General features: G+C 58.3%; 11 protein-coding genes. 5 read left to right on the forward strand and 6 right to left on the reverse strand.

The features are described from left to right. Nucleotides 1–4 precede the first annotated feature (4 nt). From thyX to K6U75_14930, 5 genes are read left to right on the forward strand one after another with little or no spacing between them, the layout of a single operon-like run. Complete coding sequence (thyX, locus tag K6U75_14910; protein MCL6476333.1) at nucleotides 5–829, forward strand: FAD-dependent thymidylate synthase; 825 nt, start codon at nucleotides 5–7, stop codon at nucleotides 827–829. Beyond that, nucleotides 822–1,160, forward strand: coding sequence for a nucleotidyltransferase family protein (locus K6U75_14915; protein MCL6476334.1), 339 nt, complete (start codon nucleotides 822–824; stop codon nucleotides 1,158–1,160). Before thyX ends, K6U75_14915 begins: the two co-directional genes overlap by 8 nt. After that, nucleotides 1,150–1,509, forward strand: coding sequence for a DUF86 domain-containing protein (locus K6U75_14920; GenBank protein ID MCL6476335.1), 360 nt, complete (start codon nucleotides 1,150–1,152; stop codon nucleotides 1,507–1,509). Before K6U75_14915 ends, K6U75_14920 begins: the two co-directional genes overlap by 11 nt. Beyond that, the gene (locus K6U75_14925) at nucleotides 1,506–2,777 is read left to right on the forward strand and encodes a thermonuclease family protein (GenBank protein MCL6476336.1); all 1,272 of its coding nucleotides are present in this window, start codon (nucleotides 1,506–1,508) and stop codon (nucleotides 2,775–2,777) included. Before K6U75_14920 ends, K6U75_14925 begins: the two co-directional genes overlap by 4 nt. 29 nt (nucleotides 2,778–2,806) lie before the next feature. Beyond that, nucleotides 2,807–4,081, forward strand: a complete 1,275-nt coding sequence (locus tag K6U75_14930) for a hypothetical protein (protein ID MCL6476337.1) — start codon at nucleotides 2,807–2,809, stop codon at nucleotides 4,079–4,081. 14 nt (nucleotides 4,082–4,095) lie between these two features. Here the strand turns inward: K6U75_14930 and K6U75_14935 are convergent, their stop codons facing one another. The 6 genes from K6U75_14935 to K6U75_14960 all read right to left on the reverse strand — a co-directional run bounded on the left by K6U75_14935 (nucleotide 4,096) and on the right by K6U75_14960 (nucleotide 14,034). Then, entirely contained in the window at nucleotides 4,096–6,030 is a 1,935-nt protein-coding gene (locus K6U75_14935; GenBank protein MCL6476338.1) for a hypothetical protein, read from the reverse strand. Nucleotides 6,031–6,039: 9 nt separating this feature from the next. Further along, nucleotides 6,040–7,437: a glycoside hydrolase family 32 protein gene (locus K6U75_14940; GenBank protein MCL6476339.1), complete on the reverse strand. Its 1,398-nt coding sequence runs from the start codon at nucleotides 7,435–7,437 to the stop codon at nucleotides 6,040–6,042. 1,689 nt (nucleotides 7,438–9,126) lie between these two features. Continuing rightward, on the reverse strand, nucleotides 9,127–9,504 hold the full coding sequence (locus K6U75_14945) for a hypothetical protein (protein MCL6476340.1): 378 nt from the start codon (nucleotides 9,502–9,504) through the stop codon (nucleotides 9,127–9,129). Nucleotides 9,505–10,089: 585 nt separating this feature from the next. Then, complete coding sequence (locus tag K6U75_14950) at nucleotides 10,090–10,554, reverse strand: hypothetical protein (GenBank protein ID MCL6476341.1); 465 nt, start codon at nucleotides 10,552–10,554, stop codon at nucleotides 10,090–10,092. Nucleotides 10,555–10,691: 137 nt separating this feature from the next. After that, entirely contained in the window at nucleotides 10,692–13,841 is a 3,150-nt protein-coding gene (locus tag K6U75_14955) for a DUF6531 domain-containing protein (protein MCL6476342.1), read from the reverse strand. A gap of 55 nt (nucleotides 13,842–13,896) precedes the next feature. Continuing rightward, the gene (locus K6U75_14960) at nucleotides 13,897–14,034 is read right to left on the reverse strand and encodes a hypothetical protein (GenBank protein MCL6476343.1); all 138 of its coding nucleotides are present in this window, start codon (nucleotides 14,032–14,034) and stop codon (nucleotides 13,897–13,899) included. Between the last annotated feature and the right edge of the window lie 184 nt (nucleotides 14,035–14,218).

Below are 14,218 nucleotides of genomic sequence, written 5' to 3' on the forward strand. Positions count from 1 at the left end.
GAACATGCCCAAAACCGACATGCAAGTGAAACTTCTATTCCCGACGAAGGAGATTGCGGAGCAGTACTATCGACAGCTGGTATATCTCGCCTGCCGCACCTGTTACAGTGAGATGAAGCCCGAAGATATCTGGGAGCGTATCCAGAGCGGCAAGGTGCGCGACGAGAAGATGGAGCAACTCATCACGAAGGTGGTGGCATCGGGACACCACTCCACGATTGAGCATATCTGGTTCGCGTTTTCCATCTCCGGTGTATCGCGCACGTTGAGTCACCAGCTGGTGCGGCATCGCATCGGTATCGCGTTTGACCAGCAGTCGCAGCGTTACGTGCAGTTCAAGAACACCGCCGATATCTTCGTGGAGCCGGATACCATCGCAGAGAACCCCGAAGCGCACGCGGTGTTTGAGGAAGTACGTGCGAAGTGCGCCGAAGCCTATCAGAAACTGGTGGAACTCGGCATCCCTGCCGAAGACGCGCGGTTTCTGTTCCCGCAGGCAGTGACGACCAATCTCATCATGACCGTCAACCTGCGCGAGTTGATACACATCTGCGGATTGAGGCTCTGCACGCTGGCGCAATGGGAGATACGCAGGCTGTTCAAGAAGGTGCGCAAGGAGGTGATGGCGGTCAGCCCGTTCTTCGGGAGGATGCTGGTTCCCCATTGCGTGCATGAGGGTTTCTGTAACGAGTTGAACAATCAGGACGGGCACTGTCGTATCCGCCCGCCGTTGACGAAGGCGATAGAGATCTACGAGAAGTGGCGCAGGGGCGAGCTGGTGGAAAAGGAGACTGTCAGCGTCGCAAAGGATGTGAACATCGATGGGTAAAGTTAAAACATCATTGCTTTCACGCGAGCAGATTATCGAGTTACTGCGCAAGCACCTACCCGAGTGGCGCAGCAAGTATGGCTTGCAGCGAATAGCAATCTTCGGCTCTTTTGCGCGGGGGACAGCTACTCAGGATAGCGATGTCGACCTGTTGGTGGAGTTTTCGAGGCCGGTTGGGCTGGAGTTCATCGACGTATGGAACGAGGTAGAGCGCCTGCTGGGACGCAAGGTAGACATGATCACCGTGGAAACTTTACGCCGTGGTCGCGCGAACCCGCGTAAGAAACACATTGCCGAAAGTATCGAGAGGGAAATGATATATGTCGACTAGCCGCCGAGATAAGGACTATCTTAGTGACATTGTGGAGGCGATGGGTCGGATTTGCAGCTACACCCACGGGTTAAGCTACCAGCAGTTTATGGAAGACACACGAACGCAAGACGCTGTGATGCGCAACCTCGGAGTGATTGGCGAAGCGGTCAAACGACTTTCACCTGAACTGAGACGGGCACATTCTGAAATCCCATGGAGGGAGATGGCTGGAATGCGAGATAAATTGATACATCACTACTTCGGGGTCAATGATGAGGTCGTTTGGTCGGTGGCTACTCAACAAATCCCTGATTTGAAATTGAGGCTCTCAGAAATCTTGACAAGTATCGATGAGCCTGCAGGATGAACATCCTCTACCTCGCGGATAGCCGCAACATGGCGGAACTGCCCGACCAGAGCATCCATCTGGTGGTCACCTCTCCTCCCTACTGGCACATCAAGGACTACGGCTGCGAGGGGCAAATCGGCTACGGGCAGAGCCTGCACGAATACCTGATAGACCTCTCCCGCGTATGGCGCGAATGTTACCGCGTGCTGCAGCCCGGACGGCGACTGTGCGTCAACATCGGCGACCAGTTCGCGCGGAGTGTAGTGTACGGTCGCTATAAGGTGATACCCCTGCACGCCGAAATCATCGCGCAGTGTGAGACGACAGGCTTCGACTACATGGGCGCAATCATCTGGCAGAAAAAGACCACCATGAATACCACAGGCGGCGCGGTGGTGATGGGTTCCTTCCCCTACCCGCCCAACGGCATCGTGGAGCTGGATTACGAGTTCATCCTGCTTTTCCGCAAGCCCGGTGGGCGCAACCGAGTGGTGCCTGCAGACGTCAAGCAGGCATCTCAGCTGACCCGCGACGAGTGGAAAGAGTATTTCAGCGGGCACTGGAACTTCGGCGGGGCAAGGCAGGTGGGACATGAAGCGATGTTTCCCGAAGAACTGCCCCGTCGCCTCATCCGCATGTTCACTTTCGTCGGCGAGACGGTGCTGGACCCGTTTGCGGGCAGTGGTACGACGCTGAGGGCTGCACTGCAGCTGGCGCGCCACGCGGTGGGCTACGAAATCCAGCGAGAGTTTGAGCCGCTCATCCGTGACAAGCTGGCGGATTTGGATCTCTTATCGAGCGAACCACCCGTTCGTTTCGTTCACCGCGAACAGGCGTTACAGCCGGTAGAGCCGCCTGCAGGCTACGTGCCCCGCGTTCAGGATGCCCGTCCGGTCGCCGATTTCAAGAAACGCAAAGAAACCGCCGTGAAGGTGACTGCAGTGGTGGACGAGTGCACCTTGCAGATAGAGGACGGCAGATTGGTGCGCCTGCTGGGGGTGGTGGTTCCGTCAGAGTGTCGAAACGACGCCGTCGAGTATCTTCGGCGTTACGTACTGGGCAAGCGGGTCGTCATTAAAAGCGAGGGAGAGTTGCTGGAGAGCGAACATTCTGCCGTTGCTTATGTGTACCTGACGAATCGGCTGTTCATCAACCGCAAGATGATAGAGATGGGGCTGGCACGCGCAGAACGTGAGCGACCCCATCGCTATCAACGCAGATTCATGCAGTGTGAGGCGAAACGATCCGGACGTCCAGCCAGAGTGGGCATACCGGATTCTGGTTGAGAGTGCGGTACCCGTTGGGTGAAGAACCCATGTACACTCTGCGAAGACGCAGAATCGGCTGCTGGACTGCTGTGGCGACGGTGGTGCTTGCCACTGTGGGGCTGATGCGATGGTGGACCGCCCCTATCGACATCCCGCGTCCCCAGCGTCCGCCCGAGCCCGCTGATAATCCGTACGATGTCTACCGTTCTCTGGCAGCGTACACCGCCCAAATCTTCCGAAACGACCCGATGCTTTCCTACGCGGAGCAGGAGCTGTTTCCTTCACGCTACAACTTACGATTAGACCGTCCGGAGCTGACGGGGTACCTTCTGCGTCGGATGAGCCCTGTGCGCAGGGAATATCGCCGCTATCTGCGCAAACCGTGTGTGGTGATTATGGAGTACACACCCGTCTGGCAGTTTCCCGAGCTGGCGGAGTTTCGGCGATGGGCGAGTATCGAAGCGCTGGACATTGCGCTGGCGGCACAGGAGGAAGATTACGCCCGGGCAGTGGAGAACTACCGGACGGTGCTGCTACTCGCGGAGCAAATCCGCACGCAGGGCAACATGTTGCATCATCTGGTGGGTTCTGCGATGCAGGCGGTCGTGAACAGGCGAATGAGCGAGATACTTCCCCTGCTCCCCGTCGCACCATGCGAGCAGCTGGTAGCCGCCGTGCGTGAGTGGGAAAAATACCGTGTTCCGCCCGAGCAAGCCATAGCCGTCGAGCGCGCCGCGCTCCTTTCGCTGCTGCACGACCTGTATGCGGGCAAAGTGGACGCCATGCGGGTGGTTGCCGAGAACCGCGCGTTGATGCGCTGGAACCCCCGATGGCTGAACCTGCGCCGCGCTGCCCACGAGTTGAACACCTACCTGCAGCAAGTGGAAACAGAGCTGTCCAGGCCCATTGTTCATCAGAAACAGTTGGAACCGCCCCGCCACCCCGTGGTGAGATTGCTGATGCCCATTTATGAGGGATTGGCACTGAGTACCGCTGAGGCGACTACCCGCATCCGCCTGCTGGGCTGTGCCGCTGCGGTGCGTGCCTATCGTTTGAAGCACGGTTCCTACCCGCGTAGCCTGAGCGATGCGGGCGTCGCAGACCTGGATAAAGACCCCTTCACCGGGGGCAACTTCGTGTATAAGCCGGCTGAAAAGGGGTTTCTGCTGTACAGTGTGGGCAAAGACGGCAAGGACGACGGAGGCTGGCTCATGGCGGAGCGGGCTCGGGGGGAGGGCGACATCTCGCTGTTGCCATTTATGGGGCGTCCCCGCGGCGCTGGTGGAGAGCCAGAAAAAGGCGAGCCGGTGTGGCTGAAGTAAAACCGGTCGGGAAACTACTGGCTGAAGCTGTAGGTGTTCACCTTCAGCCACCAGCCGATGATGGGCCAGAGACAACCTATCAGAAAGTCACCCAGAATCAGCCCCAGGAAAAACGCAAGTGCGCGGCGGTAGACGCGCAATCCTCCATACCGCAGCACGGTCACCTTCACCGCCCAGCTGATGAGCATCGGCAGCCATATCGTGTTCATCGTCCAGCTGCCGGAGATGGGCAAGCCGATAGGATGCAGAGGCCACCACGAAAAGCGCATCCGCAACGCCTGCAACCCCAATACCGTGCCCCAGCCCACGCCGATAGCGGTTACCGCGGGGATATCGGTGTCGCGCGGGTTCTGCAGCCAGTTCGTCAGCCGGTTAAACGCCTCCCAGCCGAAGTAGCTCAGGTGAAGCGCCATCCTCTCTTCCACTCCGCGCGTGTAGCCAAAGTGGTACAGCGCCCAGTAACCCGATAACAGTCCTCCCACGGATGCCACCACCAGCGCGAAAGCGATACTGCGTGCCGGGATTGCCTTTCGCTCTCCCATCTTGAACGCCTCCAGCTGCACGGGCATCGCCAGACTGCGGTAGGCGCGGTTGAAGCCGTAAAAGTAGGTCAGGATGGTCAAATCGCGGTCGGAGAAGAAGCGCGTGCCCAGTGCAGCGGCGAGAATGTAGTCGGGACCGCCGTTGTGTAAGTCGTGTGCCGGCGGTCCCAGTTCCGCCCTCATGCGCGTGCAGGCAATCGCAATGGCGAAGTAGATCACGAAGGCAACCACGCTGACCCACAGCGTGAGCCCCGATACCCGGAAAAAGGCGACCAGAAACAGGAACCCCACCACAAGCCCGACCAGCGCCACTCGCGGGCTGAAAGGTTCATCCGTCCATTCCTTGGGGTCGCCGCGCCAGGCGGAACGCAGGAAGTGCGCCAGGTGCTTGCGCGTTGCCCATACTGCCAGCATCGCCACGCCCATGTAGCCGCCAAAGCACTGTTCGTTGATATAGGGAAAGTTCGGGCGGTCATAGGACCAGCCGAAGTACGCGCTGAGAATGCGTTGCGCCTTGAAAAAGAAATAGAAACACCAGCTGGAGAAGAGCAGGTCGGCGGGCATCAGAAAGCCCAGTCCGATGGCGAAGGGATAGAAGGAGATGGGCGTCCAGCCGATAGCGTTCCAGGGCGGCGTGGTGAACATCGGGCTGATGTCCTGCATCTTCACGGGAATGTAGGGCAGATAGGGATACAGCACGTGCAATCCGTTCAGGGTGCAGATGCCGCCAGAAAGGGCGAACCCCGCCCACAGCAGGGGTTGCCGGAAGAAGCGAACGGGGTCGTCTGTCATCTCCAGCGGGAGCAGGATGATGGGGTAGCTGAGCCGTTCGTGCTGCGTCCACTGCCTGCGCACCAGTACGTTCAGGCACAGCATCACCCACAGCAGCACCAGAATAAACACTCCCCACGCCGCAAGGGGAACCAGCCATGCCCGCAGCCGCCACCAGGTGTAGGGGTTGGTCATGCCGGTATACCAGCCGGTCAACGCCTCTTTGTCGCGTACCACAAACCAGTCGGGCAGGTACTGCATGAACAGCGTTTCCCAGCGGTTGTACGGTGTGGCATGGCGGGTGGGATGCCCCAGCATGGGTATCAACACGTCCAGAAAGTCGACGCTGGTCAAGCTGGTGCCGATGGCAAGCATGGAATAGATAAGGAGTATCTCCGCCTGCGACAGCCTCCATTGCGGACGCCATCGCCCTGCCAGCAGGTTGAACGCAATTAGCAATACGGTGAAGCAGATGACGTTGGCGAATAGCGAGAACGTGGTGGGATAGGGACCCAGCGCCCACGTGTATAGCGCGGGTCCCCCGGAGGACATCTCCATCTGTACGAGCCAGAAAGCGTTCACCGGCAGCAACAGCAGTCCAATCAGGATGGCTCGCCAGGGGATACACGTTTTCACATCATCTCCTCACCAGATAGCGTCGAGCGTCCACCCTTCTATTCGCGTCGCCAGTGCGCTCCCCTCTTCGGCAAACAAGCGTGGCTGATAGCCCCCTGCTCCCTGCGGGTAGATGCGGCTGGTGAGGCAGGTGTGCCCGTTGGCATACACCTCCAGCACTGAGCGGTCGACAAACAGGCGCAGACGCAGAGGCTCCTTTTCCTTCAGGGAGAACGGCGCAGAACGTACGTCGCGCGTGACCTCCTCGTACCGACTGGAATGGGTGCGGTCGACGACCAGCTTTTGCTCGGCTTGCGAGAAGAAAACGGCGGTCATCTGCCCCTCATCGGCGACGTGGTAAAGGCGCACGCCGCACCGTGCGGCGTCCTGCGGGTGTATCTCCACCTGCAGTTCCCATCGGTCGCCTGACAGCTCCTGCAGGGCAACCTCCTCTCCGGAACGCAGTGTCCGCGCCGTGAGGCTCACCGCACCGCGGCGCAGCCTGCGCAGCTCCGGCACCGGTTCGAACAGCAGGCGGTTATCGCGCCCGAGCGTGGCCCATCGCGGCAGGGATTGTACCCCTGCCCAGCCGGCTTCCGCGCTCATGGGTTCGCTGCGCGTCTCCCACAGCCAGCCGAACAGGATGCGCCGCCCCCGCGCATCGCGAAAGCCCTGTGGTGCATAGAAGCATCCGCCCAAATCCATCTCGCCGCGGTACTCGGGCTGGAATTGGTGCTTGCGGAACGTGCCCACAAAGTAAATCACCCGCCCCAGCGGCACGGGCGATGTCCACAACACCCACTTCCTGCCCAGCTGGAAGAGGTTCGGGCACTCCCACATTTCGCCCGTCTCCTCCTTTTTGCCCACCAGCGCAGGCTCCAGATATTCCCAGCGGCGCAGGTCTCGCGAACGATACAAAAAGATGGTACCTCCCACGTCCTTGATGCCCGACCCCACCACCGCATACCACCAGTCGCGGCTACGCCACACGTAAGGGTCGCGAAAGCCCGTCACCTCCACACCAGGCGGCGGCGCGGCGATGACGGGGTTCTCCGGCGCCTTCGTCCACCGCACCATGTCCTTGCTGGTAGCAATACACTGCACCTCCGTATGCACCCCTGTGTAGACGGCGGTTGGGGTACCCCCATCGTCCACCATGCATCCCGTCCACACGCCATCTTTGTCGTAGGGCTGGTCGGGGCGCAGGGCAACGGGCAGGTGCCTCCAGTTCACCAGGTTGAGGCTGACCGCATGTCCCCACACGATGTTTCGGGGTACTGCCGCCTCCGGGTTATGCTGATAGAACAGGTGATACTCCCCGCGAAAGTGGACCAAGCCGTTGAGGTCGTTCATCCACCCTTTGGGCGGCAGGAAGTGATATGCCGGTCGATGCTCCACATAAGGGGTGTTTTGGGATGGATTCTGCATATCCGACATCTCCGTACCTCTGCACTCGCTTTACGTGGAGTACTGCTTCCCGATGGGGATGCAGGAGTCCTGCGGACAACCGGGCTACACCTGATGCCGCCGCATACTTCATGGTGCGTGCGGTCAAGCGCAGGCTACAGCTGATGTTTGCGGCTGGTGTCCCGCGACCAAACGGTCATAACCAGTGATTTCAACCCTGTATTGGGTGTCATGCCACCCGAAATCTGCGGCAGCATTTGGTAAGTTTTTCCGATACCGTCTCAGGGAGTGTCCAATAAGCCGTCTCAAGGCTCGCCACAGCGACTACAGAGGCATCTTCGTGTCATGCCGAACGCAATCGAATCATCTCGCGTCCTGTCACCCTGAGCGTCAGCGAAGGATCTCTGAGATTTTTCGTTCTGCTCAGAATGACAGATTATGTCGCTTTATGTCGCACACTCTGCAAGAGGCTTTTAGCTGCGTGGCGTCTCGCATTGTTCAAACAGTCTCGTACCGCAACACCCCGGACAGGTCATACACGTCGTTGCTGACCACTTGTGCGCTCCCGTTCGTGGTCACCTGCGCCGTGCCCAAAGGGCCAAAGTGATGTCACTCGACATGCGAGGGCGAGATCTCGTGAAGCAGATTTACTCACCTGCTCCCCTCCGGCGTAATCGTACTATCCACCCCTCTTCGGACACGCGATCCGCCAAAATGCCAGCATAAACCCCTCCTAGGCAAGCGACTATTAGGAGCAGTAAATTGACCAGCAGTGTGAATATCTCCGCACCACCCGCTAACTGCCCGAAGAGTGAAGCAAGTATCAACACCCCCCCTATCCCCCATCCAGCTATTAGCCAGTTCCTTTTGGGTAAAAGGCTGCGAATTGCTCCCCAAAAACCGAAAGCTACTGCTGCCGATAGTAAAGGCGGCGAAGGCACAGGGCAAGTTGGGGGAGGTAGGGGAGGGGGCAACTCAGGGTTACGCTGGCTTGCTTGCTCCCAGAGTTGATACACCTGGAAGTATCGATCCTGTAGCACTTTTTCCGAACTTAGATTGTGTGTTACTGAGAGCACAACCCAGTAGATACCTAGGGTTACTAGACTGAAGAATGCAGTCTTACCTACCATTGTACACCCTCCCTTAGTAGAGGTATGTGTTGTAACAGTCTATCTGGCACTGCAAGAAATCCCTGTATGCCCCTCCCAAACAGACAGAAAGTTGCGGGTGGCACTTGTAGTAGCAGTAGATTGGAATCCAACAGCGTTTCAGGCATCGGTAATACTGCCTATAGCAAAAAGCTTGGCGCGCAATGTAATTGCGCCAGCACTGGTATAGGCAATCCTCTAAAGGGGTAGCGCAGGGATTCCATCGTGCCCAGTTAGCCAGTATACTACTGGAAGCTATTAGTTGGTCTGTTGCTCCAGCGGTTTGGAGCTCTTCATCTCCCAAACGCAGTCTTCCTAGTGCAAGATGAGAAGCTCTCCACGGCGTTTCCGCACCGCCCTGCTGATACCGCAACACCCCGAATATGTCATACAGGTTGTTGCTGATGACGCTCGCCGAGTTGTTCGTAATCACCTGCGCCGTGCCTAACGGGTCGAGGTGATGCGAAATACACGGGCTCAAACAGATATACACTTGTATAGCTTGTTGCGTTCCTGCACACAGTGTTTGCCACCAATTAGAGGCAAAATACGCGTTGGTAGTCTACATGTCGCCGCTTTGCCTCATCCATCGGGCAGCAAATACAGCTACCCTACTTAACGAATATCCTGCCGTGACACCAACCAACCTTAGAGAAAACTCACGACCATATGTCGTCAATGTCAGAGCCATCCAAAACAGCAGCCCCTGTACGATTACCCACAAAGTAAGAAGGAAGCCTGTCAACAGCCATTTATGTCCCTGATTGAGCGGCTTAAGAGTCGGTATCGTGATTGGCTGATTTCTGCACCTCCACAGTTCCAAAACCGCTCCTCCAACCAACCCGACCCCGAACGCTGCGTTCACAGATGGTAGCAGGTAAGCAGCCACCACCATTGCTAAGGTATCGAACACAAGGAGTATGGTTTTCTCTGGTCGCATATCCAGTACCTCCCAAATCAAGGTGATGTGATGCCCGCCGATGTCACCACCAGCGGGCATCAAGTTCAATTCAGCGTCGGACTAGGACCTACATAGACAGGGACGCTAACGACGGCTCTTTGCTTATCCCGCACACAGGAGCGATAGCAGATAACGAAATTGGCAGCACCACCAATTAGCCCTGCTGCGAGACAGTTCTGAATGACTCCTGGACCGCAGATGGCGTTGCACAATCCAAGCGCCAAGGAGCAGGAGGGTGGCGACACAGCACACGAGAGCAAGGCGGTTGCTACGCACAACGCACACGCCTTTCCCGCTCCGATGAGTGCTCCTCCGCAGCCTGCACCAAAGCCAACAATGAAGTCGAAGAAGCAATCCTGCAGGCAGTCACGGTCGATCCGAAACCATCTGAAAGCGAGGGGACTGAAACGCCCCTGCATGTTTACCATAGTTCGTCCGAGTTCCATTTTCACGTACAGGTATCCAGCTCGTGCGGCGAACAGTCCTTCTTCAGCCTGCGCCTGCTGCTCCCACCTCCACGGCGTTTCCGCACCGCCCTGCTGATACCGCAACACCCCGAACACGTCATACAGGTTGTTGCTCCACACCGGTTTTCCTCTCATAAGTATCCACGCTGGGACACTGACGAAACTCGCGTGCCCCTGTGTGTGCCGCAACCCAGAGAAAAACCTGCTGACCAAACAGGCACAACGACAAAACTACCTTGAGCGCTTCGGGGTACGGCGCAGACTTAGGTACAAAGCCGCTCACAAGGGCTATGACCACCCCTAAGCCGGCGCAAATTAACAGCGCCCACCCTGGCCGGTCGTCTACCTTGCCCCCATCCGCCTCGATCTGGCGCGCCTCGTCACTCCAAATGATGTAGCCAAGGAAACAACCCATGGCAGACGAGCCACCCCAATGGAATGCAAACGACCAAAGGGCAGGCTGTTCTTTCCAGAATAGAACACTGATAAGTACATACGCCTGACCCGTCATCGCGAATGGAACCCCGATTAGCTCGCTAACATAGCGCACAAATCGTCTCATTTCTCACCTCCTCAATGTCGGAGCGGTCATTGTTTTAGCTCCTCTTCTATTTGGGGGCAGAACAGGAGCTTCCTACGGAGCTACTATCTGAACAACTTAGAAGTCTCCTGTCCTGCTTCCTACCCATACACGTATTCTTAGATGACCATTGGACCAGATGGTGGCTTGGGCACCGGCGCCGGCACAGGATAGGGCACTGGATAGGGTATGAAGTAATAGTGCGGTGGCTCTTCTGGTTTCGGATAGCTTGCGCACAGTATCTCCATGATGCCAGGTACGAGCAGCGCCCCACACGCAAAGCCGCCCAATAAGCCTCCGCCGAACACTCCACACAAGCACCCGACGCATGTCGCAAGGACTAACTGCATGCCTCCGCCCTGCCGCCACGTTGTGCAAACGGCACAGTGTAAACGAGCAGAACCGCTCCCGACGTTGGCACAGGTGCCGTAGAAATTAGACAAAACGTCCACAAGCAGGGAAACACACGACACGCCGCAAACCCCAAACCAAACACCTGGCGGCACTTTAGGAGGCCTGAGCCAAGGTGGTAATCTGAAGGGGGGCCAACGCCATGAAAACCCTCGAGTGGCATTAGCGACCCGAGGGACTAATAGCATCCCCTTACCTGCATTTAGCAGTTGCTCCGCATCGATAAACGCAGCTTCCAATCTCCACGGCGTCTGCGCACTGCCCTGCTGATACCGCAACACCCCAAACACGTCATACAGGTTGTTGCTGACCACCTGTGCGCTCCTGTTCGTAATCACACCCGCCGTGCCTAACGGGTCAAAGTGATGCCACTCATTGTTCCGACGCACCAACGAGATGCCCTGCAAGTACAGCGCACTCACCGTCCAGCTGCCACCCTCCAGCGGCTTCTGCTGCTCCACCAACTCGCCCGCTCCGCACGCCACACCACACGGATACCGCGTCCACACCCCGTTCACGTAGTCCTTGCGCCACCGACGACCGCCGTCAAAACCATACCCATACTCATACGCCAGCTGCACGTTGCCCCCGCCGTAGTCCCGACGAATGCGGATGAGCCTCCCCTCCTCGTCATACTCCAATAACCGCGTGTAGCCCGGCCCCGGAAAACTCGCCAACGTGCCGTCCGCGTTCCACACGTAGTTCTCGGTGGTATTGGTCGCCGCGTCCACCACCTGTATCAGCCTGCCCGCGCCGTCATACGTATACGTGCCACGATGCGTCTCCACCCCGTTCTCTACCCGACGCGCAAAGGTACGGTTGCCCGAGTCGTCATACTGATACTCCCCCAAATACGGGCGGTTCACCGTCCGCTCCTCCCGAAGCAACCGACCCGCACCGTCATACTGATACGTCGTCACCGCGCTGGACGGAGACTCGTTGATGCGAACCACCCTGCCCGCCGCGTCATACGTCACCGCGTAGCCGATGATCAGCGCGTTCGTGGAGTGCACCCGATGCTGCACGCTCGTCACCCGACCCGCGCCGTCATACACATACTCCACCCGCGTGTTGTTGGAGTAGGTCTCCCGCACCACCGCGCTGTTCGCGTTGTAGGTATACTGCACCCAACTCGTCGGGTCGGATACCCGAACCAGCCTGCCTGCGTCGTCATACTGATACGTTATCTGCCTGCCTGTCACATCCGTCTGGCTCGTCAACCGTCCCGCCGCATCATACGTCGCCGTGGACGTGCCTGCAGGCGCGGTCTGCCGTATCCGTCTGCCCCAACTGTCATACTCAAAGGTGCGCGTGCCCGTGCCGTCCACCGCCTGCGTCAACCGACCCTCCGCATCATACTGCAACGACACGTCCGCGCTCTGCGGGTAGTCTATCCCCACCAACCTGCCCCAACCGTCGTAACTGTAGGTGGTCACTCTGCCCAGTGCGTCCGTGCGCTGCGTCACCCGACAGCACTGGTAACTGTAACGGGTGGTGTTGCCCAACGGGTCACGAACCTGCGTCAGGTTGCCCGTGCTGTCGTAACTGAACTGCGTCTGCCTGCCCATCGCGTCGGTCACCGCCGTCACCAAACCCGAACTGTCCACCATGTAACTGGTGGTGTTGCCCAACGGGTCGGTCACCTGCGTCAGGTTGCCCCGCGCATCGTAACCGTAGTGCGTCTGGTTGCCCAGCGGGTCCTGCACCAGCGTCACCCGGCCGTAACTGCCATACTGGTAACTGGTGGTGTTGTTCAACGGGTCCCTGACGCTAAGCTGGTTGCCACGAGCGTCATAGCTATACTGCCACACTGCCCCACTGGGCAACATCATCGCCGTGCGGTTGTGCTGAGCGTCGTAATTGAACACCGTCTGATTGCCCAAAGCGTCGCGCAGGACACCTAACTCACCGCTACTGGTCATGCCATAATGCACACTCACCCCACTGGGGTCGCGCACTCCACCCTCGCTGGCAATCGGAGGCATGGGTATCGGCGAGGTGGCATCTATCGGCTGAGCATCGCGCCCGTAACGCTCGATACCCCCTCCGGAACTGTAACTCAAACTCCATACCCGACCGTCGGGGTCGGTCATGCTCGCAAACCGACTGTTCGTGCTGTAACCGTAACTCCATGTCTTGCCCAAGCGGTTCGTGATGCGTACCACGTTGTTGTTGGCGTCATACCCGAACTGCGTGGAGTAACTCACCCCGTTCAACAGCGGGTCATTCACCGACACCAGCCGACCGCTGCCGTCGTAACTCAACGTCCATACCCTGCCCTCCGCGTCGGTGACGCTCGTCAGCCGCGAACCGCTGTATCCCAACTGCAACACCCGACCGCAAGCGTCGGTCACCGACACCAGATTGCCCCCGCTGTAAGTGCACTGCACCGTGTTGCCGTTGAGGTCTACGATACGGTCTAACCTGCCGTCGGCGAGGAAATAGCGCTTCAAGCCCCCCTTGTGCGTCAGCGTCCACGTGCTGTCCGCGTGGCGCACCAGCTGGTCATACACCCCTGCTGGAGGCAGATATTGACCACCAGAGAGGGTGAACACCGTCTCCGTGCCGTCCCCAGCCACCACGATGGCTTGATTGCCCTGCGAAATCACCTGCCAGTGGTAGGAATGCGTCCACTTCGGACCCACGCTGCTGCTGCGTGCGCTCTGGCTGTTGAAGGTCAGCACAAAGGAGATGCCGCCCCCTTTGCCGCCCCAGCTGCACACCGGATGCACCAGTTGCAGGTTACCCGTTGCCAGGTTGACCACCCCCGAATAGACGGGATAGCCCGGCTGCCAGGGGTGCGGGGAACCTGGCGCAGGTGGCAGAGGCGGATTGGCGGATTGCAGGGTAGAGAGCACGAGGTTCCATAAACTGTTTGCCCACGTCAGGAGTTTGGAAGAAGAGGTGTTGTTGTCAGTGGAAAGGCTTGCAAATGTCGTTTTTACCCCCCCTTGTGCTGGGGGAAGCGAAGAGCGGAGCCGCCACCTGCACGGTGAGGCTCAGGATGCACACCGTAGCGAGTGTGCGCAGGTACGGAAACCGTCGTAGCATTTTTCAGCACCCTCCTTGTGTGATGGTTTTGAAAGCCTTCAGGAACTTCCAGAAACCGCAGGAGACTGCTCTACTATATTGATTATATTAAACCGCCTGCAGATTTGTCAAGGCATTTTTGCGGGGGTCGGCGGGAAACTTTTGAAAAAATCTTCTGGCGGAGGTGGTGGTTTGCCCTCACCCC

It is taken from the genome of Bacillota bacterium (assembly GCA_023511455.1).
GTDB lineage: Bacteria > Armatimonadota > HRBIN16 > HRBIN16 > HRBIN16 > HRBIN16.